The sequence below is a fragment of the Microbacterium sp. ARD31 genome (genome assembly GCF_031844425.1).
In genome coordinates this window covers 65533-91435 of record NZ_JAUZVE010000015.1, presented here as the reverse complement: position 1 = coordinate 91435, position 25903 = coordinate 65533, and the positions used below count along the sequence as shown (strand labels likewise).

Genomic DNA, 25903 nt, shown 5'->3' with positions numbered 1-25903 from the left:
ACGCGTGTCAGCGGGCCGCGGCCTTCTCGGCGAGGGTCTCGCCGCCGGACAGCCATTGCGTGGTCGGAACCTGATTGATCAGCACGCGCACGCTCGCGGGAGGAGCGTCGATCGCACGGACGACGGCTTCGTGGACCTCGGCCATGAGGGATCGGATCTCCGCGTCGCTGCGGCCCTCGGCGATCGAGATCTGGACGAGCGGCATCATGCCTCCTGTCGCGCCGTGGCGGGGTTCAGCGGCCGGCGGATCTGGTACTGGGTCTGTGCGCGCTGGGTCGGCCCGCCCCACATGTCGATCGACTTCGGGTGGTCCGGGTCGAAGTAGCGGGGCACCCAGTTGTCGTCCTCGATGCGGCGCACACCGTACGAGTACTCGTAGGTGAGTCCCTCCGGTCCCTTGAAGTAGAGGAAGATCGCGGTGGACTGCGGGTGACGCCCGGGGCCCTGCTCGATCTCGACGCCCTGCTCGAGCAGGAAGTTCCAGCTGCGCATGACGTCGTCGATGCTCTCCACCTGGAAGTTGATGTGGCACAGCCCGGGTTCGGCGCCCTGGAAGACGGCCATCTTGTGGTGGACGGGGTCGAAGCGCATCAGTGCGGCCTTGTCGCCGATCCAGTCGCTGATCTTGATGTTGAAGAGGGTGCTCCACCACTCGTAGGCGGCGCGCACATCCGGCGCGTCCACGCACAGGTGTCCGAACTCGGTGATGCCCGCTCGACGGGTGAACTGCGGCGGATTCGCGTCGGTGTGCTGGTCGACCGCGAGGTCGAAGCGGTTGCCCCAGGGGTCGTCGAAGCTGATGAACTCGCGCACCCGCCGTGAGTACGCCTCCTCGGCGGTGCCGCGGACCGTCTGGACGCCGGCGAGGTTCAGCTCGATCTCGGCCTGGTTGAGCGCGGCGCTGTCGAGCACGGTGAGTCCCGAAGACAGCACCCCGGCCTCGCCCTCCACGAAGGCGAGGCAGTGGTGGCGGTGGTCGGCGCGCAGATAGTGGACGCCGTCCTCGACGCCCTGGTACTCCATGCCGACGATGTTCGTCGCGAATCCCACTGCCTCGGCGGCGTTCGCAGTGCCGGAGCGGACGTAGGCGATGTCCACAAGCTCGATCATCGTTGATCCCCTTTCTGATCATTTTCCGGTCGATCCCCGTGCGAGCGCACGAGGAAGTCGTAGATGCGCGGGAGCAGCTCGGCATCACGCTCACGCCACCAGTCCTGCTCACCCTCTGCAAGGGGGGCTGCCGAGGTTGGTGCATGGAGCGACAGGTCGGCGCTGCGATCCAGCAGCCACATGCGTGCGACAGCCGCCCCCAGGTCGTGGCCACGGGTCACTGCCCCGTTGCCGCGCAGCACGATTGCGGGGGCATCGCCCATCAGATGGGCGACCGTCTCAGCGGCCGCGGCATCGCGCACGAGGCGCGAATCGTCGTACGTCGCGACGGTCGGGCCGAGCAGCGCACCCTGCCCGTCGAGAGGTCGGATGCTGCGCCCCGCGGTGGTGGCACGGGCGACGTTGCGCGGCTGGGCGCGGCAGATCGCACCCACGTGAGAGTCGGCGCGCGCGATCGCGATATGGATCCATGCTTCCTTCGGCACGCCGGCAGGGAGATCGTCGGCGTCGAGCGACAGCGTGACCACGTCGGCGGGAGTCTGGAAGGCGAGGGGGATCGGCGCCGTGATCAGCAGCGAGCTTCCCCGCCGCACCGAGACATGGCCGAACGCATCCGACAGCCCCGCCCCTGCGACCACGCGCGCGGCGCGGACGAGCTCTGTGCGTGCGTCCGCATCGGCGCTGGGCTTCTCTGCCATAGGTCTAACGGTACCGGTATGAATAGAAATGTCAATGATGAACCGTCGGTCTAGGATGGCCACATGTCTCTGACTCACGCCATTCTCGGCGTCCTGGAAGCGCGGCCGATGAGCGGCTATGACCTCGTGCGCTTCTTCGACACCACGGCGCGGTGGGTCTGGTCGGCACCGCAAAGTCAGATCTATCCCCTCCTGAAGAAGCTCGAGGGAGAGAAGTGGATCGCCGGCGAGGATCAGGTGCGCGGGGAACGGGCTCGGCGCACCTTCTCGCTGACAGAGGACGGACTCGTCGAGCTCCAGCGCTGGCTGGGGGAACCGCACTCCGAGCCAGGAGTGCGCGACGCCCTGCTGCTCAAGGCGCTCTTCTTCGACCTCTCTAACCCGGGCGACGCTCGCGCAGTGCTCGAAGGACACATCGAGGAGCTCGAGAAGCGCGCCGGGCAATGGGCCGCGCACCGCGCGCGCCTTCTCGCCAGGGATACCCCGCTGCTGCGCGAGCGGCTCGGCCACCGTCCCCCCGAGGACCATGAGCGGATCGCAGCACTCAAGGCGCACGTCTTCACGTACTTGATCGACTCCGCACGCCGTCGCATCGAATGGTGCCGTGAGACCATCGCGATTCTCGAGCCGGCCGCGGTGTCCGATGTGGCCGGATCCCGCGCATCCTGAACCGCGACGGAGGGATCCGGCCACCTCGATCCATCGCTATCCCGCGGCGGTCCACCCCAGGCGCAGGCCCCCATCGACCACGATCGAGGAGCCCTGGACATAGCCCGCTTCGTCACTGGCGAGGTAGAGCGCGGCGGCAGCGACCTCGTCGACGGTGCCGACTCGTGCCGAGGGGATGGTCGCGAGTGTGAAGGCGAGTGCCATCGGGTTACCCGTGATCCCGGCTGTCGCGGGCGTCTCAATGACCCCTGGGCGGATCTCGTTGAACGTGATCCGGGACTGCGCGTACTCCAGCGCCCACGAGGTGGTCAGAGCCTCGATTCCGAAGTTCGCCGCACGGTAGGCGGCGGCGGCCGGATAGGGCTTGGTGTTCGCAGACACGGTGATCACTCGTCCCCACCCCGCTTCGCGCATCGAGGGAATCGCCGCGGTGGTCGTGTAGAAGGCGCCCTTCAGCTTGGTGGACAGGACGGCATCCCAGCGGTCCTCCGAGTAGTCCTCGGACGGGCCGATGTCGAACACTCCCGCCACATTGACGAGGATGTCGACCCGGCCGTGGCTCTCGATCGTCTGCGCGATCAGGTTGCGACAGTCCGCGACGCGACTCACATCGGCGGCGATGTAGTCGGCTCCTATGCTCGCGGCTGCGGTCCGGCCGCGCTCGGCGTCCCTCGCGCCGATCACGACTCGAGCTCCGTGCTCGGCGAGACGTCGGGCGATCTCGAAGCCGATGCCTGAGCTGCCGCCGGTCACTACGGCCGTCCTGCCCGTGAACGCACCTTGATCGTTCGTCATACTGTTCTCCTTTGAACTGCTGATTCTCGGTGTGGCGTGCTCAGACGAGCGCGCCGTTGACGCGGAGGGTCTGGCCGCTCACCCACTCGGCGTCCTCGCTCACCAGGTAGGCGACGGCCGCTGCGATCTCATCGGGCCGGCCGAGGCGTCCGAAGGGCGACATCCCCTCCATCGCTTCACGCATGTGGCCGGAGGTCGCGCGGAAGCCCTCGGTGTCGGTCGCGCCGGCCGCGATCGCGTTGACTGTGATGCCCAGCGGGCCGAACTCCTTGGCCGCGATCGTGGTGAGGGCCTCCGTCGCGAGCTTGGCGGGAGTTCCGAGTGCGGTCATCGGCAGAAGCATCGAGGTGAGGCTCGTCGAGATGAAGACGATGCGACCTCCCGGTGTCATCACTTTGGCCGCTTCCTGCATCATCACGAACGGCACGACGACGTTGAGAGTCAGGTTGTCGACGAATTCCTGTGGTGCGATCGCGGCGAACGGCCGCGCCTCCCCGACGCCGACGTTGTTGACGAGGACATCGAGCGAACCGAGGTGGTCGGCGACGTGCGGCACCAGCGCGGTCATCGCGTCGAGGTCGTGCGCATCGATTCGCAGCGGCAGCGCCCGGCGACCCGCCGAGGTGATCTCGGCGACCGCGGCGTCGGCCGCCGCCGAGTCCTGCAGGTAGGTGAAGGCGACGTCGAAGCCACTCTCGGCAAGTCGCTTCACCACAGCCCGTCCGATTCCGCGGGAGCCACCCGTAACCAGCGCGGCGCTCATCGGGCGTCTCCGCCCGGGAGTGCCCAGAACGCGTCCCACGCGCCCACATCGGCGAAGTGATCCCACATCTCTACAGCTCGTCCATCGACGAAGCGCCAGATGACGCAGATCATCTGCGACAGATCGTGGCCGTTGCGCTCGGCGGTGGCGCGATTGAGCATCACGAGAAAGTGCTCGTTCGCGACGATCTCGGTGATCTCGAGCGCCAGACTGCCGCCGGCGATCCTGGTCAGGTTCGGGAAGTTTCCCAGAACGTTGTCGCGACCGTGGTGGTCTCCGCCGAGCGGGCTGGTGCCGTCGGCGTGCAGCACCGCATCCTCGGCCATCATCGCCCGCAGCAGGCTGAGGTCGAGGTCATCGCTGGCGGCCGCGACAGCCGACTTCATCTGCGCAATGAGCGGATGAACGTCTCCGTCCTCGTCCTGCTGCCAGTCACGGAAGCCCTCGGAGTCTTCGAGGAACGTCCACACCTCGGCGATGGTGCCGTCCGCGTTCATGCGGTGGATCTGCGACTCGTTGCCCGAGATGACGCGGCCGTCGGGCCGTGCAGCGCGGTAGGTGAGGTGGGACATCACATAGTGGCCATCGCCGACGATGCTCTGCACCTGGTGACGGGCGCTGTCGTCGGAGCGCGACAGATGCAGACGGATGACGTCCATCACGGCCTCTCGCCCGCGGAGGGCCTCGCCGGGCTGTGCGTGGTCGCCGTGCCAGACGACGTCTGGCGCGTACCGCGCGGCGATCGCATCCAGATCCCGGGCGGTGAATGCCTCGTAGTGGCGACGGAGCAGGTCGACGTTCGGATGGGGGGTGAAGGACGCCGCGTCACCGCCCTTGTGCCCAGCCAGGGAGTAGCCGATCCCCGCGAGGAACTCGGCCGTGTCGGAGAGGAACCAGAACTCCTTGATCTTGCCGTCCTCGAAGCGGATCGTGCCCGCTTCGGTGAAGCTGAAGGTGCGTCCCGTCGCGGGGACACCGAAGAAGTCACCCGTGTGGCGGGCGGTCACCGTCCAGTGGCCTGACACGATGTCGCCGTCGGCGATTAGGACGTGATCGTGGTGGCTCCAGTCCCCGAAGGCGGCCCGCATCGCGCGAGCACCCTCTACGAGACCCTCGATCTTGCTCAGTTCGCCGGCCTGGAGCTGCATCGGAGCGATGTCTCCGATCGCGGCGAGCGCCCCGAGCGCGCTGACGAGTCCCGCACGATCGACCCGGAAGTCCGGATCCAAGAGCAGATCGGGGACGCTTTCGTCCGCTCCGTCGACGAACAGCTGTTGGAAAGCGACGAGCTTCTGGGGATTGGAGAGTTGTGTGATCGCGACGGCTTCGTCGCCGTGGGTGAGGGTCATGGAGTGAGATTACCATTGTTGGAACAAATTGTTCCAAATACTTTTCTTTCCGCTCATGCCCTGGTCAGGCGGTGTATTCGTGGCGACTTACGACTTCGGGCTGCGGCCTTCGATGACCGCGACAACCTCATACGCGTGCGGATTCGCCGTTGCGATCCGCTGCACGCGCGCCATGTGCGCGCGGTAGCGCTCGTCGTGAGTGAGTGCCGAGTGGGCATTCGCCCAGGAGTCGCCGTCCGCCCACTGGATGTAGTTGACGACACGCGTGCCGTCGAGGCTCCTGTGGATGCTTCCGCGGACGAATCCCGGCATCGCGCTCGCGATCTCAGTGATGCCGGTCACCTCGATCGCGACGAGCTCAGCCTGGTCGGCCGCATCGACGATGAACGGGTTGATCATCGTCGTCATTCCGTCGGCGCCGACGTGAATGGGGATTGTTGCTTCAGGCATCCTGTGCTCCCTGGGCTCTTGTTGCACTATTTATGAAACAGTATGAACCATAAACATCGTCCTCTTGCACGGCGTGCGAGTCGGAGGCTCCACCGCTCCTAGGCTGGTACCGCGGACGAGCGCGGAGCGGAGGGACGGCGCCATGGGGCAGGAGCCCGATCTGAGGCAGGGAATCCAGTCCGTGGAGGTCGCGATGCGCGTCCTCGAAGCCATCGAAGATGCCGGCATCCCCCTCACTCCTGGCGAGATCGCAGCCCGGACCGGCTCGCAGCCGAGCACCGTCCACCGATATCTTGTGAGCCTGGTGAGAGTGGGCCTCGCGTCACGCGCGCCCGTGTCGGGGCGGTACGACCTCGGCCCCGCAGCGCGTCGGCTCGGCAGCGAGGCTCTCCGCCGCACCAACGAAGTCGCCGTCGCATCGGAGCACACCGTCGAGCTGCGCGATGCCACCGGACACTCCGTCAACATCTCGGTCTGGTCGCCGGAAGGGCCGATCGTCGCCCGCTGGGAGTACGGCCGTTATGCGCTGCCCCTGACGGTCCGAGTGGGGGCCACGCTCCCGTTACTCGGGTCGTCGGCGGGGATGGTGTTCCTTGCCTCACTCCCATCGACGATGACCAGGGCTGCGCTGGAGCGCGCACGGTCAGACGCGATGCAGCCGCCATCGGACGCGCAGATCGAGGCAGCGGTCGGCGCGGTGCGCGCGAACGGCGTCGCTGTGACGACAGGGGGAGTGATTCCCGGCGTTTCATCCGTGAGCGCCCCGGCGTTCTCCGCTTCGGACAACCTGCCGGTCTGTATCTCGGTCGTGATGCCGGGTCAGGTGCTGAGCGACCGCGAGACCGCACGTGTGACGCGGCGACTGCTGGCAACGACGTCCCACATCTCGTCCGACCTGGGGTGGATCACCTCCGACCCGGTCAGCTGAGCGGCGGCCCATCGCTCAGGGCTCCTGGCGCATCAGATCGGCGTAGTCGGTCGCCTCGCCGACCGCGAGCACGATGTCGAACCTCGTGCTCGCCCACGGTGCCCCGCCCAGATCCCGTCCGTCGGGCGTCGGCGCGCCAGCGGAATGATGGATCCAGTCGTAGATCAGGCTGTCCTGCACGCCGAACACGGAGTCGCTCTCGAGCAGCACGTCCCCCCGTACGAAGATGTGCGTGACGAGCGTTCGATAGCCCGGTGCGGTCACCATGAAATGCAGGTGCGCCGCGCGGTACGGGCTCCGACCGGTCGCTGTCAGAAGATCGCCGACGGGTCCGTCGTCGGGAATCGGGTAGGGCGTGGGGAAGAGACCCCAGAACCGGTACGCACCGCGCTCATCCGCGAACATGTGCGCCCGGCCGTAGACGGCATACTCATCGTGCTGGACGTCGTAGAGACCCTCCTCGTCCGCCTCCCATACCTCGATGCGCGCGCCCGGTATGGGCACGCCGTGGGTATCCGTCACGGTTCCCTCGACCCAGGCGGGTTCCCCTGCGGCGCCGCCCGAAAGGTCTCCACCGAGGTCGATGCGCGGGGAGTCGTTGAGGAAGAACGGCCCGAACACGGTCGGCTCCGTCGCGTCGCCCTCGGCCGGGTTGCCCACGATCACCGTCTGCATCGAGATGCCCAGGACGTCCGAGAGGAGCACGAACTCCTGTCGCGTCTCGGTGGTGATGTGCCCGGTGCGGGTCAGGAAGTCGATCACCCGCGCCCACTCGCTCTCCGTCAGGCGGACTCGGCGTATGTAGTCGTGCAGCGACGTCGTCAGTTCTTCCAGCAGGTGCTTGAGCCGCGGGTCGGGCGTGGCGGCGAAAGACGCACGGACGCGTTCGACCAGCGCGTCCTCGCGCGCCGCCTGCTCGCGAACGATATGCGACATCACGAGTCCTCCTCGATGGGTGCGCCTGCCCACGCGGCGCGGATGATCGATTCGATGTCGGCGACCAGGACGGGCCGGGGATTCGTCGTGGGCACGGACTCGAAAGCCTGCTGGGCGGCTTCGGGGATGTCGGACTCCGCGAGGCCGAGCTCTGCGAGGGAGCCGGCGATGCCGAGTTCAACCCGGAGGCGATACAGGCCCAGCCCTGCCGGCAGGCCGCCCAGCGCTCCCGACACTCGGCGTGCGGCATCCGGCGCCGCGGGTTCGTTGAAGGCCACCACATACGGCAGCACGATCGCGTGCGTCTCGGCATGCGACAGGTTGAACGCGCCGCCGAGCACGTGACAGATCTTGTGGTGCATGCCGCTTCCCGCCGAGGCGAAGGCCACAGCCGCGAGGTAGGCGCCGTACAGAGCGCGCTCCCGCGCGTCGAGGTCGTCGGGGTCTTGGGCCAGAGCCCGCAGCCCGGGGATGAGCGCGGCGATGCTCTCGGTGCCGACGGCGCGATTGATGGGATCGGCACGGGGAGCCCAGAATCCGTCGACGGCGTGCGCGAGTGCGTTCATCCCGCTTGCGGCCGCAAGCGCCCCCGGCAACGAGGCCGACAGCGCGGCGTCGTAGACGATCACGCGAGGAAGGACCACGTCGTCGACACCGGTGACCTTGCGCCCTCCCTCGGTCTGCCCCCATACGTTGGTGGCTTCGGAGCCCGCGAACGTCGTGGGCACCGCGATGATTGGAAGCCCCGTGTCGCGTGCGACCACCTTCGCCAAACCCGTCGCCGATCCGCCGCCGATCGTCAGGATCGCGTCGGCGCGGGCGCTCACGGCGAGGTCGGTGGCGGCGCGCGCCCTGTCGACAGGGACGTGCTGGACGATCTCATCGATCGTCGCCGCCGGCGCGATCCGCTCCGCGATGGCGTTGCGGATCTCGGCGGCGGAGCCGTCGGCGATGAGCAGCACCCGCTCGGCGGCGAGGTCGCCGACGGCCGAGACGGCGTGATCGGTTGCCAGCCCGGTACCGAACAGCACACGCTGCCCCAGCGAGATGTGATCGAAGATGATGCTCATCGTGGGCTCGATCCGGTCATCGGGGGCCGTCGCCGAGTTTGAACAGCTTCACGGAGTTCGTCCGACCGATCTTGCGGCGATCAGCGTCGGAGATCGCCGCGCTGTCGAACCACACGGCGGCATGATCGATGTTCTCGAAGGGCCAGTCGGTGGCGAACAGGATGCGGTCGGAGCCGAGCTCCAGGACGGCATCGATGAGACTCTGCGTGCGGAAGTTGCCGGAGGTGGTGATCCAGAAGTTCTCGGCGAAGTAGTCCACGAACTTCCGCCGCGCGGGGTAGCGGTGCGGTGCTTCGACCCAGCGGTTGCGGTGGTCGACGCGGTAGAGCATCGCGGGGATGCCTTCGCCCATATGCCCGATGACGATGTCGAGGCCCGGATGCTCGTCGAACAGACCGCTCGCGATCAGACGCAGCGCATGCACCGCGGTCTCCTGCGCGAAACCCCACGTGGGGCCGAGCAGCCACGGGTGGCCCTCATAGATTCGGGCGTCCTGCGGGAGCGGGTTGCGCGGATGAAGGTAGAAGGGGACGTCGAGCCGTTCCACCTCGGCCCAGAAGCCGCGGTATTGCGGGAGGTCGTAATAGAGAGGAAGCTGCCCATCGCCCTGCTGCTCGTCCTGGGAGAAGCCGTTCACCAGCGCGCCCACGAAGCCCAGGTCGGTCACCGCGCGGTGCAGTTCGGCACTCGCGGCATCCGGATCCTGCAGGGGAAGCGCGGCGAATGCCCGGAACCGATCGGGGCGCCTCGCGACCTCCTCGGCCAGCACGTCGTTCGCGATGCGGGCGAGTTCCACCGCCTTCGCCCGATCGGGGATCGCCTGCACGGCGGGGGCGTTGAGCGAGAGCACGCACACCTCGATGCCGTGCTCATCCATCAGGCGCAGGCGCTGCTCGTGGATGTCGAGCAGACGAGCTTCGAGGATCTTCCAGTGGTCGTCCGGAACGAAGCCGGCCGAGTCCTGCAGTGTCTGCGGGATGGCGAAGTGCTCTTCGAGCGCGATCTTGCCGTTCATCGTGTCTGAACTCCGTTCCAGTCTTCGATATCGAGGGTCGTCAGAGCGCTCTCGACGAGGTCGGCGAGCTCTTGCGGGGAGTGCGCGAGTCCGTAGATGTAGCTGTCCGGCCGCACCAGCGCGGCGATGGCTCCCGTCTGTCGGAAGAAGCGGGTGAACGACCCCGCTGTGTCCGAGTACTCGGCCGGTGCGAACATCGAAGTGATCGCGAAAACCGCCTCGTTGCCGCCCAGCCGATGGAAGGCATCGAGCGCTTCGGGATGCACGGCGGCGAGCGCGGCCTGCTCCGAGGCGACGATGAGCCAGCCGGTACCGGCCAGATCGTCGAAGAGCGCTGTGCCCCGCGCGGTCGAGACCAGGCCCTGCGGGAGCAGGGCGCCGTGGTTGTCGATCATGCCTCCGGTGAGGCCCGGATAGATCAGCTTGTCGGGCTTTGCGTTCGCTCGTCGCGCGGCGATCATCCGCGCGTCACGGGCCGCTGCCCTTTCGACGTCGCGCTCCGTCTGGACCCGTCCGAGTTCGACGGCGCGCTCCGTGATGAACCGCACGTGCGGCTCGCGCTCGGGCTGGTAGGTGTCCAGCAGGTCGTCGGGCGCGCCGTCGAGGACCATGCCGAGCTTCCATGCCAGGTTGCGCGCATCGCGGATGCCGGACACCATGCCCTGCGCGAGGAACGGAGGCATCTGATGGGCGGCATCGCCGGCGAGCGCGATGCGCCCGCGGCGCCACCTGTCAACGATGAGCGACGAGAACGTGTAGTTGGCGACGCGGATGAGGTCAGCCTGCTCGCGTCGGAGGAACGCGGCGACCTTCGACCAGACGTAGGCCGGGTCGGTCACCTCCTCGCGGGTCTGACCCGACTCGAGTCGGAACGAGAACCGATGGTGCCCCGGCCCGATGTTGACGATGGCGATCGGGCCGTGCGGATTGCAGACCTGTTGGAACGTCGGCAGTCCCCGCACCTCGTGCCGTAGGGCGAAATCGCAGACGAGCCAGTTCTCAGAGAAGCCGTAGTCATCCCAGCTCGACCCGAGGTGAGTCCGGACGAATCCGTTCCCGCCGTCGGCGCCGACGAGGAATCGTGAGGCGACCTCGAACGACGATCCGTCGGCTCGGTGCGCCGTCGCGATGACCCCTTCGGCATCCTCCGTGATCGCCGTCACCGCGGCGCCGTGGATCACCTCGACCGACGGCATGGACGAGATGAGTTCGTCCAGGGTGGACTCGAGATGCGGCTGATACATCATGTACTGCGCGGGCCAGCCGTTGCGCCCGGGGTTGTCGTACTCGATGTCGAGGAGAACCTCGCCGCCGCCGTTCGTCCAGACGTATCCCGCCTGCACGTTCGTGCCCGGCAGCAGCTTCTCGGCGATCCCCAGCTTCTGGAAGGTGCGCATGGTTTCGTCGTCGAACGCCGCCGCACGGGGAAGGTTGTAGAGCTCGTCATATCGCTCGAGGACGACCACGCGGCGGCCCTGAAGGCCCAGTAGTGCGGCGAGCGTCATCCCCGTGGGCCCGTACCCCACGACGATCACGTCTGCGGAGGGCATAGGCGACTCCTTCGTGACCTTTTCCGGCGACCTCGACGATAAAGGTCGTGGTTGCACAATATCAAACCGATTGCACCACTGCGAATGGACGATACGCGTTCCACCCGGTGGAACGTACACGTGCCACCGGCGAATTCCGGTGGCATGCTTTCCGCGCGCACGATGCCGTGCGCGAGGCGAACACGGAAAGGCAGAGGCGGATCATGACCGATTCCTTCGAGATCCAGCGTCACAACCACAACAAGGGGTGGAGTCAGGGCTTCTTCACCGACGTCATCACCGTCCAGGGGCCGGCGAAGTTCATCTACATCTCCGGCATCGCGGCAGAGGCGGATGTCGCGACCCCCGCGGAGATGCACACTCAGGCCATCGGAGACTTCGCCGAGCAGACGCGGATCGCGTACGCCAAACTCAAAGCCCTGCTGGCCGCCCACGGCGCGACGTTTCACGACGTCGTGCGGATGACCACGTATGTCCTCGATCGGGCCAACGTCTACGTCTACCACGAGGTCCAGCACGAGGCGCTGGAGGGGGCGCCGCCTCCGCCTCACACCTTCCTCCAGGTCGCCTCGCTCGCGATGCCCGACATGCTCGTCGAGGTCGAGGTCACCGCCGCGGTGCCGGCAGACCGGGTGCCCTGAGCCGGGCGGCCGGCGTCAGGCGAGGAGCGCGATCCGGAGGTCTTCCAGGGACCCGGGGTCGTGCGCCGTCTCGAAGCCGCCGAAGCGCGCGCGCAACGTCAGAACGTTGCGCGCCGCCTCGGGGGAGATCGCGGTCGAGCGCGCGACTCCGAGCTCGCCGAGCTCTGCAGCGAGGATCGCCTCCGCCTGCACGTGAGTGACCCCGCGCGCGGACGAGATGAGGGCGACGACGTCGGACCTGTTACCGGCCGACAGCGTGTAGTCGAGCGCTTCCTCGTAGGCGTCGCGGAACGCGTGCGCCGCGCCGCGATTGTCGGCATACCACCCGGCACTGAGCGCGAGCACCGAGCCGAGGTAGGGGTCGATGAGATCCTTCGACGTCGCGAGCGGCACGAGTCCCTGCTGTGCACCGAGCACCTCGAAACCGTTGCTCAGCAACGACGCTTCCGCGTCGCCGGCGAGCAGCGCTTGCATCCGAGTGACGACCCCGCCATGGCTGGCGACCTCGTAGTCATCTTCCCCCAGACCCGCCCGCTCGAGCAGCCCGAACAGCACGAACGCGAATCCGGTCGTGCGGGAGTCGACCGATACGGTGCGGCCGCGAAGCGCGGCGACATCCTCGACACCCGGTACGGAGGTCAGCGTCAGATTCATCCCGGCATCGAGTGCGAAAAGGGCGCGGACGTCGAGTCGCCTGCCCACCGCGTTGCCCGCGTTCGAGTGGTAGCTCGCGACGTTGTCGAACGCAGTCTGGAGGAGCTGATAGCGGCCCGACGCGAAGTCGCGGAACTGCTCGTCGGAGGATGTCACGCGGCTCCAGGTCACATCGAGGCCTCGCGCTGCGAACAGGTCCCGTGCGGAAGCCACGAGGAAGGGGGCGGTGAGCCCGAACACCCCCATCTCGAGACCGATCACTCCTGCGCCTTCGTGGCCGCCGGGACCATCGTGTTCACCAGACGCCCCAGTCCCGCGATCTCCACCGTGAGGACATCGCCCGCCGAGAGGAACTCCTTGCGCGGCATCCCGACACCGGCAGGGGTACCCGTGAGGATGATGTCACCCGGCTCGAGGGTGACGAGCTGGCTTGCGGCGGAGATGAGGGCGGCCACGCTCGCGACCAGGTTCTTGGTGTTCGACTGCTGCTTCACCACGTCGTTGACGGTCAGCGTGATGTCGAGATCGTTCACATCCTCGATCAGCCACTGCGGCACGAGTCCCGGACCGATCGGGCAGAATCCGTCGAGTCCCTTGTGGCCGATCCAGTCGAATGCGAACGGAGCGGCGACCGGGTCCGTGCGCGGGAACAGACCGCGAGCCGAGATGTCGTTCGCGTTGAGGTATCCCGCGACGTGGTCGAGTGCCTCCTCGGCCGAGATCTCCTTGACGCGGTCGGCGATGACCACGCCGAGCTCGGCCTCCCAGTCGACATCCGCCGACGTGGAGCGCGGCATCTCGATCTCTGCGCCGCTTCCCACGATCGTCGTGGTGGGAGGCTTGAGAAAGAAGAACGGCGTGGCGTGCGGATCCGGCACGGCGGTGCCCATCTCGGCCGCGTGGTCGTAGTAGTTCGCGCCGGCGCAGATGACCTTGCGCGGATAGGTGATCGGCGCGATCAGGGTCGCGCCGTCGACGAGCGGAAGCGCCGACGGGTCGAGCGCGCGCAGTTCGTCCTCGAGCGCGCGCCATTCGTCCAGGAGCGCCGCGATCGACGCCGGCCAGCCCTGCGGCGCCGCGTGGATGCCGTCGGCTGCGCTGACGCCGACGCGCGCATCGGCGCCGCCTGCGGTGGTGTACTGCACAAGTGCCCATGTGGGATCGGTCATCGGATCTTCCTCCTGCATATGTCGTGGTCCAAGTGTCTACACTTGGGGTGGTTCAAGACTAGGGTGAATTCCGGGCGATGGAGCCCGCAGTAGTCGAGAGGATCGCATGAGCGCTGACATCCTGCCATTGCCGGTGTTCGACGATCCGCGTCGCGTGAGCCTGGATCTTCGCGATCACGTGCGCCGCCTCATCATCGACGAGCTGCTCCCGGCGGGGACCATCCTGAAGCAGGCCGAGCTCGCGCGCGCGTTCGGGGTGAGCCGCACACCCATGCGAGAGGCCTTTCGGATGCTCCTCGAGGAGGGCTTGATCGACGCCGAGACCAACCAGCGGGCTCGGGTGCGAGAGCTCGACCCGGGGGAGCTCGACCAGCTCTACGGTGTGCGCATCGCACTCGAGTCTCTCGGGGCGCGCATCACCGCTGGGCGTGTCACGGCGCGCGAGGCCGACGAGGCGCGCGAGATGCTGGCGGCGATGAAGTCGGCGTTCGCCCAAGGTGACAAGCCCGCCTGGGTGGACGCACACCGCCGATTCCATCGGCTGTGCGTCGCGCGGGCGGACGAGCCGCTCGCGCGCGTCATCCGGTCCTACTCCGAGCGCACCGAGCGGTACGTGCGCCTTCACCAGGTGCTCCACCCGAACTCCTACGCCGGCGCGCAGGCCGACCACGAGGGGATCCTCGACGCGCTCCTGGCGGGCGATCGCGACCTGGCAGGAATGAGGATGGCGCACCATCTCGCCACGACCAGCCTCACCGTTCTTCGCGACGTGTCTCCGGATGCCTCGGGCGTCACCATCGCGGAGGCGCTGCAGATGGCCGCCCGGTCTGCGAGGTCCTGACCGGGCGCTCGCCTCTGCGCGAATCACGTGCCGCTCCGGAGCGCGGCGAGGATACGGGAGGACGCCACCCACTGCGGCACCTCCGTCCTGCCCGACACATAGCGGATGTTCTTGGACCTCGTGAACTCGCGAAGAGTCTCAGCCGCGCCTTCGCGCCCGAACCCACTGTCCTTGACACCGCCGAACGGAGATCCCAGCAGCGAGGCGCGGAAGTAGTTGTTCACGAAGACCATCCCCGCCTCGAGCCGGAGCGCGACCCGCCGCCCGCGGGCCGCATCGGAGGTGAACACCGCTGCAGTCAGGCCGAAGGCGGTGCCGTTCGCGATCTCGACGGCTTCGTCTTCCGTGGCGAAGCGCATGAGCACGGCGACGGGACCGAAGATCTCCTCCTGCGCGATCCGCATGTCCGCAGTGACGTCGCCGAACAGCGTGGGTGCGACCCAATGTCCGCCCGCGAGGTGCTCGTCCGTCGGCGTGCGGCCCTGGGCGATCAGCGTGGCCCGTTCGGCCGCGGCGACCGCGAGATAGCCCTCGACGCGCGCGCGCTGACGGGCGTCGACCATCGGGCCGATGTCCGTCGCCTCGTCGAGCCCATCTCCCACCCTCAGCAGCTCGGTCGCGCGGGCGAACTTGGCGGCGAACTCGTCGTACACGTCCTGGTGGAGCAGGATGCGGCTGGTCGCCGTGCACGCCTCGCCCTGATTGAAGAAGGAGCCCTCCACCGCAGCAGCCACCGTCAGCTCGATGTCCGCGTCGGGGAAGACGACGAGGGCATTCTTCCCGCCCAGCTCCATTGTCGAGGGCACGAGGTTGCGCGCGGCGCTCGCCATCACCTTGCGACCGGTGTCGGGGGCGCCGGTGAAAGTGATCCGATCGACATCCTGGTGCGAGGCCAGCGCGATGCCGGCCTCCATTCCGGCGACCGCGTTGACGACGCCGGGCGGCAGCACGGAGTTGACCAGTTCCACCATCCGCAGCACGGTGAGCGGCGCCTGCTCGCCTGGCTTGAGGACGATGGTGTTGCCCGCAGCGATCGCCGGGGCGGTCTTGGCGGCGAAGTGTATCGGCGGCCAATTGAACGGGAGGATCGCGCCGACGACGCCATACGGTTCCGGGAGGACGTGCGCCTCGATCGACCCCTGATCGATGACCTCGCCCGTGAGCGTCTCGGCGAGCCCGGCGAAGAGGTGGAAGGTCGCGATCGCGTACCCCACATCGAACCGGAGGGCGTCGCGTCGCGGTTTTCCGTTCTCGAGTGACTCGATCACGGCGAGTTCCTCTGCGTGCTCGGCGAGAAGCGCCGAGATACGGCGCAGGTGGTCGCCCCGGACGCGCGGACTCAGCTCCCGCCAGGGCCCGAGCGCTGAGCGCGCGTCTGCGACGGCTGCGTCGACCGATGCCGCCGTCCCGGACCCCACGGTGGCCAGGACGGCGCCGGTCGCGGGGTTGTGCACCTCGAACGGCGCCGCGTCGTCCTTCGGGTGCCACGCGCCGTACCGGAACGTGCCCCAGGGCGCCATGTCCGCGAGCACACGCCCGGCGTCACGTTCTGTGCTGTCGCTCATTTCCCTGTCTCCTCTTCATGGACCCTGCCACGGCCGGATCCCGCTACGAACCCACCGACTGCACGGCGGTGGCGATGCCCTTGATCAGGGCGCCGGTCGCGCCGACGTAGGCGATGACGACCACGATCGTGCGCGCTGTGCCGGCGGGCACGACCCGCGCCGCGAAATCTCCCGCGATCAGCCCCACGACAAGCGCCGCAACGAGCGCCACCCACATCCACCCCGGGATGTCCGGCCATGCCTGCGGAGCGATGACGGACTTGCTGATGATCGAGCCGGCCGCGATCGTGATGAGGTACGGCTGCATGGTCGCCGCGAAACTGCGCTGCGCCCACCCGCTGAGCACCGCGTACGCGGTGACCGCCGGCGCGCCCGCGCCGACGGCGGAGTTCATGAACCCGGAGGCGAACCCCGCAGTCAATCGCTGGCCGGGTCCGTCCCATGAGCGGCCGGTGCGACGCAGCAGCAGCGCCGTGGTGAGCGCGACGAGCAGGACCACCCCGATCGTGATCTCGACCACGGATCGCGGCGGGATGACGAGCATGAGCGTCCCCGGCACGATTCCGATCAGGGCCGGCGGAACGAGCCACGCGTACCGGCGCCATTCGATGTCGCGCCCCGTGCGCGTCCACACCGCGATCGCACCGAGCGCGCCGCAGATGTTCACCACGATGACCGCGGTCATCGGGCCGTACCCGAGCAGGAGGAACGGCGCGACCACGAGCGCGAAGCCCATCCCCGTGATCCGTTGACTGATCGCGCCCAACACCACCGCGGGCAGGATCGGCACGAACTCCACCGCTAGGTCGTCCGGCCGGTCAGCTCATCGATCGCCTCGGTCGATCCGAACAGGTGGACGATCTCCTCATGGAGCCGGGTGAACCCGGCCGAGGAGACATCGATCGGCTTCGGCAGATCGACGGACTTGTCCGCGAGCAGCACTGTCGGCTTCGGGGAGAAGACGACCACGCGATTGCCGACGATGATCGCTTCATCGACGTCATGGGTGACGAAGATGATCGTGAGTCCCGTGTTCTTCCAGACCGAGACGATCTCCTGGCGAAGCTGACGGCGCGTCTGCACGTCCAGCGCGCTGAACGGCTCATCCATCAGCAGCACCTTGGGCCGCACCGCGAGGGCCCTGGCGATGGCAACGCGCTGCTGCTCGCCACCCGAGAGCTGATGTGCGGGACGGTCCGCGAGGTGCGCGATGCCGATCGTCTCCATCGATTCCATCGCCCGCAGCCGACGCTGTTTGCGGTTCAGTCTGATTCCTCGCAACTGCAGGCCGAGTTCGATGTTGCCGATTGCCGAGCGCCAGGGGACCAGCCGCGGAGCCTGGAACACGTACGCGAGCTGGCTCCACGCGGTGGACGTCGGCTCGCCGAGCACGGTGACCTCGCCACCTGCGGGCTCGAGCAGCTCGCCGACGATCCGGAGCATGGTCGACTTGCCGCAGCCGCTCGGCCCGAGGAAGCAGGTGAAGTCACCTTGGCGGATGCTGAGGTCGAGATCGTCGATGACCGTGCTGGCCCCGTACTGAACTCGAAGGTCTGTGAAGGTGACCGCGTCGGTCATCGGGCTACTCCCGTTCCAGAACGCCTCGCGAACATCCTCGCCAGGGGATCGAAGACGAGTCGTTCGGTGACGGTGACGATGATGAGCACGACGATGATGGTCGCGAACACCATCGGGGTGTCGAAAGACTGCCGCGCACGGTTCATGACAAGTCCCAGGCCGGCTTGCGCGCCGAAGAATTCGGCGATCAGCGCGACCTTCCAGCCCACGCTGAACGAGAGGCGCACAGCGGCGAGGATGTAGGGGATGAGCATCGGCGCCTGGATCCTCCACAGGATCTTCGTGTTCGACCGAGTGAAGCTCTTGCCCATCTCCTGCAGTCCTGGATCCAGCGAGCGCAGTCCCTCCCAGATGTTCACCATGCAGAACGGGATCAGGATCAACGTCACGACGAAGATGACCGCGAAGTTCCCGACCCCGAACCACACGACGCCGAGGATCGCCCATCCCAGAGCGGGGACGCTGTTGAGGAAGGGGAGGAGGACTGCGCCCACCAGCGTCTCGGAGATCGGGAGCACCCGGGTCAGGAACACGGCGAAGGACCCGATGATCAGCGCGAACAAGACGGCAGCGAAGATGCGGATCAATGAGGTCCATGTGTGGTAGGCGTCGGGACCGATCAGCAGGCTCACGACGTCGTTCAGCACTGCCCCGGGTTCCGGAAGGTCGGCGGGGCTGGCGTACGGAGCCGCCAGCCACCACCAGACCAACAGGAGGACCGGCACGAGGACCGCGAGTATCAGGCCGCTCCGTCTCCCCTTTCGCCGCTTTCGGGCGGGTGGGACGTTCGGTGTGGCTGTCGCCAGTGTCTCCGTGACTGTCACGATGCAGAGCCTTCTGTATGCGGCGAGTCGAACTAGTTGCCGGGAATGACGGTGATCTCGTCGACGTCCGGGTACACGGGGATGAATCCCTGGTCAGCGGCGAGCTTGTAGAACTCGTCCGCGTACCCGAGCCACTCGTCGTCCACCACGCCGCCGTACATGTAGTGCGAGTCGTCCCACCAGTAGTCGATGAATTCGACCGGCACTCCGCTGGTCGCCGAGATCTCCTCGGCGAAGTCGGCGTGGTTCTCCTCCGCGTACGCCACGGACTCGGCGTACATGCGCTGGAACTCGTTGACGCACTCCAGGTTGGCGTCGACGAACTCGCCGTTGGCCACCACCGCGACACCGATCGGCCAAGCCCCGTTGGCGATCTCCTTGAAGTCCTGGTCGATCGCGGCGATCTTGGTCAGTTCGGGATCGTTGGACGCGTTCCAGCCGCCCTGGTGCCACATCAGCGCGGCGTCGATATCGCCCGACTTCAGCGCGTTGAGCGTCGTGGGCGGGTCCAGCTCCACCCACGAGACCGCGCCGCCTTCGAGGGCCGCGTCGAGGTCGTACTTATCGGCGAGGACGAGTTGTGCCTCGAGCGTCCCGGTCGACCCGAAGCTCGGTGTCGCGAGCGTGTGTCCCGTCAGATCGGCAGGCGACGAGATGTCGGAGTCCTCGCGGGTGTAGATCGCCAAGCCGCCTCCCGAGTGCGCGAGAGCGTACGCGACGACCCGGAGGTCGAGGCCACCGTTCTCCCGCGCGAGCACCACTCCGTTGAGGGACGTCTGGGTGTAGTTGAACTGGTCTGTGCCGCTCGCCTGGATCAGCGCGGGGATCTGAAGGTAGTTGACCTCGATTCCGGGGACGATGTCGGACTCGACCAGTCCGTTCTCGATCGCGTAGAACGCCGAACGCTGCGAGTCGTCGTCCAGCACGGCAACGGTTGCCGTGTCGCATGCCGCTGTTCCCTCGGCCTCCTCGCTCCCGGACGGCTCCGCGGCGCCTGCGCATCCGCTCAGTAGCGCAAGAGTCCCCATCATGGCGACTGCCCCGTACAGTGTCTTCCTGCTCACGCTGTTCTGCCCTCCGTTAGGCCTGCTCCACGCGTTGCGCGGGGCCGGCGAATTTCGACTTTGAAATTGGGAGCCAACAGTACATACACTTTAGGAATTCCTGCAACCATTCGTTCCACTGTCGGACAGAACCGTTCGCGGTCCGCGGCACCAGTCGAAGGAGACGGCGTGGAGCACATCGAGATCGTTCCCATCGACGGCGGAACGATGATCGCCGAGTGGGACGTGCCGATCCGCTTGTCGGACGGGACCGTCTTGCGGGCGGATGTCTTCCGCCCTGACGACGACCAGCCTCATCCCGTGCTCATGACCCATGGGCCGTACGGCAAGTGGCTGTCGTTCGCCCAGGGCTTTCCTGGAATGTGGAACGTCCTTGAGCAGCGGCACCCGGAGGCGCTCGCAGGATCGAGCAACCGATACCAGGTATGGGAGACGCCCGACCCCGAGAAGTGGGTGCCGCACGGGTACGCCTGCGTCCGGGTCGACTCCCGCGGGTCGGGGCGTTCGCCCGGCCGGGTCGACATCTTCTCGGAGGTGGAGACTCGCGACTTCGCCGAGTGCATCGAATGGGCGGGCACCCAGCCCTGGAGCTCCGGACGCGTGGGATTGAGCGGCGTGTCGTACTACGCGATGAACCAGTGGCAGGTCGCCGCGCTCGCGCCGCCGCATCTCGCCGCGATCTGCCCGTGGGAGGGGGCGTCCGACTACTACCGCGAGTTCATCCGGCACGGCGGCATATTGAGCACGTTCTACCGAGATTGGTACGACGCCACCGTCATCCGCACCCAGCACGGCTTGGGCCAGTCGGGGGAGGTCAGCGCCATCAACGGCGAGCTCGTCTCCGGTCCGGAGACCCTCACCCCCGCACAGCTCGAGGCGAACCGACCGTCCCACCTGACGGACCTGCACGAGCACCGTCTGGTCGACGACTACCACCGCGCGCGCTCGCCGCGACTGGAAGACATCACGGTCCCTGTGCTGTCGGCCGCCAACTGGGCCCACCACCTGCACACCCGCGGCAACTTCGAGGGATATCTGCGAGCGGGCTCATCCGAGAAATGGCTCGAGGTCCACGGTCTGGAGCACTGGGTGGAGTACTACACGCCGTATGGCGTGGAGCTGCAGCGGCAGTTCTTCGACTACTACCTGCACGGCAAGGACAACGGATGGCCCGAGCGCGCCCCGGTCGTGCTGAATGTGCGCCATGTCGACGGTTCATTCTCGTCCCGCGACGAGGAGGCATGGCCGATACCGCGCACGCGTTGGACGCGGCTGTCGCTGGACGCCGGGGGCTCCTCGCTCGTCCCCGATGGAACCGCCGAGCCGGGTGTCGTCGAGGTGACCCGCGATCGGCCTGCGACGTTCGTCCTCGCTGCCCAAGACACCGCGATCGAGCTCACCGGACCGCTCAGCGCGCGCCTCTCCGTGTCAGCTCAGGCGGAAGACGTCGACGTGTTCTTGACGCTTCGCGTGATCGATCCCTCCGGAGTCGATGTAGCCCTGCGGAGTGCGCTGGATCCGGCGGGGGTGATTACGGCCGGATGGCTTCGGGCTTCCCATCGGAGCCTCGATCCCGACCGAAGCACCCCGGAGCGCCCCTACCATCCTCACGATCGAGAGGTGCCTCTCGAGCCGGGAGAGATCACCGAGCTCGAGGTCGAGATCTGGCCGACGAGCATCGTCATCCCTCCGGGCTACCGGCTCGCGCTGACCGTCACCGCGACCGACTTCGCCTTCCCCGGCGATGGCCCCTGGCCGCACTTGTACGGCATTCCGATGCGCGGCAACGGCATCTTCCTGCACGACGATCCGCGCGATCGGCCCGAGGGCGCGGGCAGCTTCCGAGTGCATACCGGAGGCGAGCATGCGTCGAGCCTCCTCGTGCCCATAGTCCCCGACGAGGACGGCGCTCGATCCGAGGTGCGGTTCCACTGAGCGGTCCGGCCATTGGCCGCGACCTGGGCAGGTGCATACAGTGAGGGATGCTGGGCGCGGTCACTCGCGACCCGTACAACGCCGTACCCAAGGAGTCCGATGGAAACGCCATACCCCACCCCCGCGGACACGCCCGTCCGCGTGTCGAAGCTCGGCTACGTCGAGTTCCAGACGCCCGACGTCGATCGACTGACCAACTACTACACGAAGGTGCTCGACTTCGTCGCGGTGGAGCAGGACCAGTCCGAGGCGTACCTCACGACCAGCTTCGATCACCATGCGGTGGTCCTCAAGAAGGCCGCCGACTCCAAGGCACGTACGGTCGTGGGCTACGAGATCTTCGAGGAACTCAGCGACGCCCAGCGCCGGCTGACGGCGGCCGGATACTCCGTCGAGCGTCGCAGCGACATCGCTCCGTCCACTCCCGATGTGCTGGTGCTCGCCGAGCCGCTCACCGGCAGCACGATCCACCTCTATGACGCGCAGAGCACCAGCGGTGTCGAGGGGTACACCCCGATCCGGCCCAGCAAGCTCGGGCACGTCGCATCCTTCGTTCCCGATCTCGGCCCCGTGCAGGACTTCTACCAGGGCCTGCTCGGCTTCCGCTGGTCCGACATGATCGGCGACTTCTTCGTGTTCCTTCGCTGCAACTCGGATCACCACGCAGCCAACTTCATGGCGTCCAAGAAGTTCGAGGGAATGCACCACATCGCGTACGAGATGCGTGACCTCAACCACCTGCAGACGATGCTCGACCATCTCGCGAAGAACGACTTCCGCCTGCATTGGGGCCCAGGACGACACGGCGCCGGACACAACCTCTTCACGTACCACAAGGACCCTGACGGCAACAACATCGAGCTCTTCACGCAGCTGGATGTCATCACCGACGAGGCCAAGGGCTACTTCGAGCCGCGACCGTGGCACGAGGACTACCCGCAGTACCCGAAGACGTGGGAGGTCGATCTCGTCGCGGTGAACGCGTGGGGTCCGATTGAACACTCGATGATCGAGCACTGATCGCGAGGGGATGATTGTGATGGACAAAGAAGTTCAGTGGCCGAGCGTGGACGGTGGCGTCCCGAGTGAGATGCACGCGACCGCGTTCGCGGAGTTCGGCGGGCCGGAGGTACTCAAGGACATCGTGGTGCCGACCCCGCAGCCGGGTCGGGGCGAGGTGCTGGTCAAGGTGGCCGCCGTGAGCGTGGGGCGACTGCTCGACCTCATCGCGCGATCGGGTAAGCACCCCTACGCGACGTTCGAGCTCCCGCACATCCTGGGCGCCGACCATGCCGGAACGATCGCCGCGGTCGGCGAGGGCGTGGACAACGTCGTCGTCGGCGACCACGTCGCCGGGTTCCATGTGATCTTTCCCGTCGAGGACGAATACACGCGGTCGGGATACGGCGACCTCTCGCCGTCGGTCAAGATCATCGGCACGCACGTCCCCGGCGCAGACGGGGAGTACGTCGTCGTACCGGCGGTGAACGTCCGTGTCGTTCCGGAGGGGATCGGTCCCGTGATGGCGGCGTCGATCATCGGCGTCGGTCCGGTTGCGATGAATCAGTTCGAGCGCGCAGGAGGCGTCGGCGCCGGGTCGAACGTCATCGTGCAAGGGGCGACCAGTGGACTGGGCGCCACCACGGCGATGCTCGCGAAGCACCTCGGCGCGACAGTCGTCGTGACTTCACGACACGAGAGCAAGCGCGAGCGGCTGCGTGAGCTCGGCTTCGAGCACGTGTTCGACGCGATCGACGAGGATTTCGCCGACCGGGCCCGTGAGGCGTTCGGCGGCGACGGCGCGCATGTCGTGGTCGACAACCTGGGTGCCCCGCTGATCTGGGAGCACGGGTTTGCGGCGCTGCGACCGGGAGGCGCCATGGTGTCGTCTGGAGCATTCCTCGGCCACGTGGTGCCGCTCAATCTGCAGCGCGCCTACACGCAGGGCATGCGCGTGATCGGCGTGCGCACGGGAACTCTGGGGACAGTCGACCGCGTCTGGGCCGAAGCGGAGCGTGGATACCGCACCGTCGTGGATGCGACTTTTCCCATCGAGAACGCACCCGATGCGCACCGGTTCGTCGAGCGGGCGGGCAATGTGGGGCGCGTTGTGATGACACGCACTCACTGACTGGATTGGGCGGCGGGCGCGAGTTACCGCGGATCGGCGGTAGCGTCAAGTAGCATTCGGCGAGGAGAGAGGCTTCGTCCATGCCAACGATCGACATGCTCGGCTCGCTGCCGCCGCCCGTCTTCACGGACCCGCGGCGCGTCAGCATCGACCTCCACATGCACCTGCGTCAGCTCATTTTCGAGAACCAGTTGCCCCCCGGAGCGGTGCTGAAGCAGGCGCAGCTCGCGCGCGTCTTCGGTGTCAGCCGCACTCCCATGCGTGAAGCGTTCAGGATGCTGCAGGAGGAGGGCCTGATCGACGTCGAGGTCGATCAGCGAGCGAAAGTGCGAGAGCTGGACGGCGAGGAACTCGATCAGCTCTACAGCGTGCGCATCGCCCTCGAAGCGCTCGGCGCAAGGATGACTGCCGGGCGCTTGACCGAAGAAGAACAGGCCCTGGCCCGACGTCGTCTCGGTGAGATGGACGAGGCGCAGGACTCAGGCGATATGGTTCGGTGGATGGAGGCCCATCGCTCCTTCCATCGGGTGTGCATATCGCGCGCCGACGAGCCGCTGCTCCGAGTCGCCGAGTCCTACGCCCGCCGCAGCGAGCGCTATCTCCGGCTCTATCAACTCTGGCACCCGCAGTCCTTCTCGGTGGCGCACGGCGAGCACGACGGGATCCTCGACGCGATCATCGAGGGAAACGTCGCAAAGGCGGGGACCCGAATGGCGACGCACCTGGCGCACACGAGTCTCACTGTGCTCCGTGATGTCGCGGGCCGCTCCGATGGCACAGCGACCCAGCACGCACTCGCGATGGCGCGCGACCCACGCCGCTGAGCTTGGTCCGCTCAGCGCGGGTCGAGCGCAGCGTTAGCGGCGGCTTGCGCATCGCGCAGACCGATGTCGACGCCCACGCGGCCAACGAAGACCTCGTTGAGGATCGGGCGATAGGCAGTCTCGGCGGCGGAGTAACGCGCTCCCGAGGGGGCTTGGATCGTGCCGTTTTCGAGAACGTCGAGCATCGGCGAGATATCGACGCCTTTGCTCCTCCAGTACTCGAAGTAGGCGGACTGCGCGGCCGTCACCGCGGGAAGGCCGCTGCCGTCGGCGCCGATCTCCCTGCTCCCTTCCGGGCTCGCGATCCACTCGAGCAGGCGCCGTTGAGAATCCGGGTCGTCGCTGTCTGCACTTGCGGCTGCGACGACGCCGTTCGTGACGCTGATGGCGCCCGCAGGCCCCGCGGGCAGAGGCGCGATGCCCCACTCGAAATCTGCGGACTCGACCACGTTGGCCAGGTTGTACGCGCCGGTCTGGAACAGCGCGAGACGTCCCTGCAGGAAGAGATCACGTGCACGGTCGCCACCTGTCGGAGGGTTGGTGTCCGACGCCGGCGGGGCGACGTTGTAGTCATTGATCAGGTTCACGACGTACTGGATCGATTCTCTTCCGGCTTCGCTGTCGAAGGCGAATCGGTCACCGATCTGCCACGCCGCGTCGTTGGAGCCGAGAAACTGCAAGATGATCGCGTTCAGATCGTTCGAGGCGTTGTACCCGTAGTGAGCGACGCTTGTCGCGTCGAACCCGGCGTCGTCCGGCGTCCGCCCATCCACGTCGGCCGTCAGTCGCGTGGCCACGGATCGCAGGGTGTCCTCTGTGGTGGTCGGGTCCCACGCGAGCGCCTCGACTTCCCTGACAGACACGCCGGCTGCAGCAAGAAGGTCGGCGTTGTAGATGATTCCGATCCCCGGGTCGGTGAGCTGCGGGACCCCCCAGAGGCCTCCATCGAGCGTGTACTGGGCGACGACGTCCGGCTCCCATGCCTCCTCAGCGGCAGGGGAGAGCAACTCGCGGATGTCGATCAGGTGATCGCTCTCGGCGTACATGGCGAAGTTCGCCGCGTTGGTCCAGAACACGTCATCGACGGTCCCGGAAGCAACGTCGGCCCGCAGTTGCGTCCAGTAGTCCGCCCAAGGGATGACGACGATGTCGACGTCGATCCCGGTTCTTGCGGTGAACTCCGCAAACGATTGGCGGTACGCATCAGCCACCTGCGGGTCCCACAGCCTGAAGGAGATGGTCGGGGTCTGCGAGCCGGCAGCGCAGCCTGTCATGGCCGAGAGCACCAGAGTCGCCGACAGCGCGAACGCTGCGCATCGAATCGTCTTCATCGCCGGCCTCATC

At 67.1% G+C, this 25903-nt stretch carries 27 protein-coding genes; 8 read left to right on the top strand and 19 right to left on the bottom strand.

Annotated features, from left to right (window positions below; translation table 11 throughout):
* Window positions 1–7: 7 nt before the first annotated feature.
* The 3 genes from Q9S36_RS27605 to Q9S36_RS27595 are packed head-to-tail and all read right to left on the bottom strand — an operon-like array spanning window position 8 to window position 1808.
* Window positions 8–205, bottom strand: coding sequence for a tautomerase family protein (locus tag Q9S36_RS27605; protein ID WP_311288043.1), 198 nt, complete (start codon window positions 203–205; stop codon window positions 8–10).
* Window positions 205–1110 (bottom strand): VOC family protein, encoded by a 906-nt coding sequence (locus Q9S36_RS27600; RefSeq protein WP_311288042.1) that lies wholly within the window; start codon window positions 1108–1110, stop codon window positions 205–207. The genes Q9S36_RS27605 and Q9S36_RS27600 overlap by 1 nt, the downstream gene beginning before the upstream one ends.
* Window positions 1107–1808 carry a class II aldolase/adducin family protein gene (locus Q9S36_RS27595; RefSeq protein ID WP_311288041.1) on the bottom strand — a complete coding sequence of 234 codons (702 nt, stop codon included), beginning with the start codon at window positions 1806–1808 and terminating at the stop codon, window positions 1107–1109. The genes Q9S36_RS27600 and Q9S36_RS27595 overlap by 4 nt, the downstream gene beginning before the upstream one ends.
* Window positions 1809–1871: 63 nt before the next feature.
* Here Q9S36_RS27595 and Q9S36_RS27590 point away from each other — a divergent pair, with 63 nt between their 5' ends.
* On the top strand, window positions 1872–2477 hold the full coding sequence (locus Q9S36_RS27590; RefSeq protein ID WP_311288040.1) for a PadR family transcriptional regulator: 606 nt from the start codon (window positions 1872–1874) through the stop codon (window positions 2475–2477).
* A 36-nt stretch (window positions 2478–2513) separates the two neighbouring features.
* On the opposite strand, the gene Q9S36_RS27585 is transcribed toward Q9S36_RS27590, so the two are convergent.
* The 4 genes from Q9S36_RS27585 to Q9S36_RS27570 all read right to left on the bottom strand — a co-directional run bounded on the left by Q9S36_RS27585 (window position 2514) and on the right by Q9S36_RS27570 (window position 5792).
* Window positions 2514–3272: an SDR family NAD(P)-dependent oxidoreductase gene (locus Q9S36_RS27585; RefSeq protein ID WP_311288039.1), complete on the bottom strand. Its 759-nt coding sequence runs from the start codon at window positions 3270–3272 to the stop codon at window positions 2514–2516.
* Between the two features lie 40 nt (window positions 3273–3312).
* Window positions 3313–4035: an SDR family oxidoreductase gene (locus tag Q9S36_RS27580; protein WP_311288038.1), complete on the bottom strand. Its 723-nt coding sequence runs from the start codon at window positions 4033–4035 to the stop codon at window positions 3313–3315.
* Window positions 4032–5384 (bottom strand): nuclear transport factor 2 family protein, encoded by a 1353-nt coding sequence (locus tag Q9S36_RS27575; RefSeq protein ID WP_311288037.1) that lies wholly within the window; start codon window positions 5382–5384, stop codon window positions 4032–4034. The genes Q9S36_RS27580 and Q9S36_RS27575 overlap by 4 nt, the downstream gene beginning before the upstream one ends.
* 87 nt (window positions 5385–5471) lie before the next feature.
* Window positions 5472–5792 carry an antibiotic biosynthesis monooxygenase gene (locus Q9S36_RS27570; protein ID WP_311288036.1) on the bottom strand — a complete coding sequence of 107 codons (321 nt, stop codon included), beginning with the start codon at window positions 5790–5792 and terminating at the stop codon, window positions 5472–5474.
* Between the two features lie 184 nt (window positions 5793–5976).
* On the opposite strand from Q9S36_RS27570, the gene Q9S36_RS27565 reads away from it, so the two are divergent.
* Window positions 5977–6762, top strand: coding sequence for an IclR family transcriptional regulator (locus Q9S36_RS27565; protein WP_311288035.1), 786 nt, complete (start codon window positions 5977–5979; stop codon window positions 6760–6762).
* 15 nt (window positions 6763–6777) lie between these two features.
* Here the strand turns inward: Q9S36_RS27565 and Q9S36_RS27560 are convergent, their stop codons facing one another.
* From Q9S36_RS27560 to Q9S36_RS27545, 4 genes are read right to left on the bottom strand one after another with little or no spacing between them, the layout of a single operon-like run.
* A complete protein-coding gene (locus Q9S36_RS27560) occupies window positions 6778–7698 on the bottom strand; it encodes a dioxygenase (RefSeq protein WP_311288034.1) in 921 nt (306 codons plus the stop codon).
* Window positions 7698–8768 carry a maleylacetate reductase gene (locus Q9S36_RS27555; protein WP_311288033.1) on the bottom strand — a complete coding sequence of 357 codons (1071 nt, stop codon included), beginning with the start codon at window positions 8766–8768 and terminating at the stop codon, window positions 7698–7700. The genes Q9S36_RS27560 and Q9S36_RS27555 overlap by 1 nt, the downstream gene beginning before the upstream one ends.
* A 16-nt stretch (window positions 8769–8784) precedes the next feature.
* Window positions 8785–9783, bottom strand: a complete 999-nt coding sequence (locus Q9S36_RS27550) for an amidohydrolase family protein (protein ID WP_311288032.1) — start codon at window positions 9781–9783, stop codon at window positions 8785–8787.
* Window positions 9780–11453, bottom strand: a complete 1674-nt coding sequence (locus Q9S36_RS27545; protein ID WP_311288031.1) for a bifunctional 3-(3-hydroxy-phenyl)propionate/3-hydroxycinnamic acid hydroxylase — start codon at window positions 11451–11453, stop codon at window positions 9780–9782. Before Q9S36_RS27545 ends, Q9S36_RS27550 begins: the two co-directional genes overlap by 4 nt.
* A gap of 83 nt (window positions 11454–11536) precedes the next feature.
* Between Q9S36_RS27545 and Q9S36_RS27540 the strand changes: the two genes are divergently transcribed.
* Window positions 11537–11974, top strand: a complete 438-nt coding sequence (locus Q9S36_RS27540) for a RidA family protein (RefSeq protein ID WP_311288030.1) — start codon at window positions 11537–11539, stop codon at window positions 11972–11974.
* A gap of 15 nt (window positions 11975–11989) precedes the next feature.
* Here Q9S36_RS27540 and Q9S36_RS27535 read toward each other — a convergent pair whose 3' ends face one another.
* Both Q9S36_RS27535 and Q9S36_RS27530 read right to left on the bottom strand, forming a co-directional pair.
* On the bottom strand, window positions 11990–12889 hold the full coding sequence (locus Q9S36_RS27535) for an ABC transporter substrate-binding protein (RefSeq protein WP_311288029.1): 900 nt from the start codon (window positions 12887–12889) through the stop codon (window positions 11990–11992).
* Complete coding sequence (locus Q9S36_RS27530) at window positions 12886–13797, bottom strand: fumarylacetoacetate hydrolase family protein (RefSeq protein WP_311288028.1); 912 nt, start codon at window positions 13795–13797, stop codon at window positions 12886–12888. Before Q9S36_RS27530 ends, Q9S36_RS27535 begins: the two co-directional genes overlap by 4 nt.
* Window positions 13798–13903: 106 nt before the next feature.
* Here Q9S36_RS27530 and Q9S36_RS27525 point away from each other — a divergent pair, with 106 nt between their 5' ends.
* Window positions 13904–14638 (top strand): GntR family transcriptional regulator, encoded by a 735-nt coding sequence (locus Q9S36_RS27525; protein WP_311288027.1) that lies wholly within the window; start codon window positions 13904–13906, stop codon window positions 14636–14638.
* A gap of 23 nt (window positions 14639–14661) precedes the next feature.
* Here Q9S36_RS27525 and Q9S36_RS27520 read toward each other — a convergent pair whose 3' ends face one another.
* The 5 genes from Q9S36_RS27520 to Q9S36_RS27500 all read right to left on the bottom strand — a co-directional run bounded on the left by Q9S36_RS27520 (window position 14662) and on the right by Q9S36_RS27500 (window position 19531).
* Window positions 14662–16203 (bottom strand): aldehyde dehydrogenase family protein, encoded by a 1542-nt coding sequence (locus Q9S36_RS27520; protein WP_311288026.1) that lies wholly within the window; start codon window positions 16201–16203, stop codon window positions 14662–14664.
* A 43-nt stretch (window positions 16204–16246) separates the two neighbouring features.
* Window positions 16247–17002, bottom strand: coding sequence for a sulfite exporter TauE/SafE family protein (locus Q9S36_RS27515; RefSeq protein ID WP_311288025.1), 756 nt, complete (start codon window positions 17000–17002; stop codon window positions 16247–16249).
* Window positions 17003–17004: 2 nt separating this feature from the next.
* Window positions 17005–17781 (bottom strand): ABC transporter ATP-binding protein, encoded by a 777-nt coding sequence (locus Q9S36_RS27510; RefSeq protein ID WP_311288023.1) that lies wholly within the window; start codon window positions 17779–17781, stop codon window positions 17005–17007.
* The gene (locus tag Q9S36_RS27505; RefSeq protein WP_311288022.1) at window positions 17778–18506 is read right to left on the bottom strand and encodes an ABC transporter permease subunit; all 729 of its coding nucleotides are present in this window, start codon (window positions 18504–18506) and stop codon (window positions 17778–17780) included. The genes Q9S36_RS27510 and Q9S36_RS27505 overlap by 4 nt, the downstream gene beginning before the upstream one ends.
* Before the next feature lie 131 nt (window positions 18507–18637).
* Complete coding sequence (locus Q9S36_RS27500; RefSeq protein WP_311288021.1) at window positions 18638–19531, bottom strand: ABC transporter substrate-binding protein; 894 nt, start codon at window positions 19529–19531, stop codon at window positions 18638–18640.
* 306 nt (window positions 19532–19837) lie between these two features.
* Between Q9S36_RS27500 and Q9S36_RS27495 the strand changes: the two genes are divergently transcribed.
* The 4 genes from Q9S36_RS27495 (at window position 19838) to Q9S36_RS27480 (ending at window position 24559) form a co-directional block, all read left to right on the top strand.
* On the top strand, window positions 19838–21604 hold the full coding sequence (locus tag Q9S36_RS27495) for a CocE/NonD family hydrolase (RefSeq protein ID WP_311288020.1): 1767 nt from the start codon (window positions 19838–19840) through the stop codon (window positions 21602–21604).
* Window positions 21605–21703: 99 nt separating this feature from the next.
* Window positions 21704–22624, top strand: coding sequence for a VOC family protein (locus tag Q9S36_RS27490; protein WP_311288019.1), 921 nt, complete (start codon window positions 21704–21706; stop codon window positions 22622–22624).
* A gap of 19 nt (window positions 22625–22643) precedes the next feature.
* The gene (locus Q9S36_RS27485; RefSeq protein WP_311288018.1) at window positions 22644–23735 is read left to right on the top strand and encodes a zinc-binding dehydrogenase; all 1092 of its coding nucleotides are present in this window, start codon (window positions 22644–22646) and stop codon (window positions 23733–23735) included.
* Window positions 23736–23815: 80 nt separating this feature from the next.
* On the top strand, window positions 23816–24559 hold the full coding sequence (locus tag Q9S36_RS27480) for a GntR family transcriptional regulator (protein WP_311288017.1): 744 nt from the start codon (window positions 23816–23818) through the stop codon (window positions 24557–24559).
* A gap of 11 nt (window positions 24560–24570) precedes the next feature.
* Here Q9S36_RS27480 and Q9S36_RS27475 read toward each other — a convergent pair whose 3' ends face one another.
* Window positions 24571–25890 (bottom strand): sugar ABC transporter substrate-binding protein, encoded by a 1320-nt coding sequence (locus tag Q9S36_RS27475; RefSeq protein ID WP_311288016.1) that lies wholly within the window; start codon window positions 25888–25890, stop codon window positions 24571–24573.
* Window positions 25891–25903 lie beyond the last annotated feature (13 nt).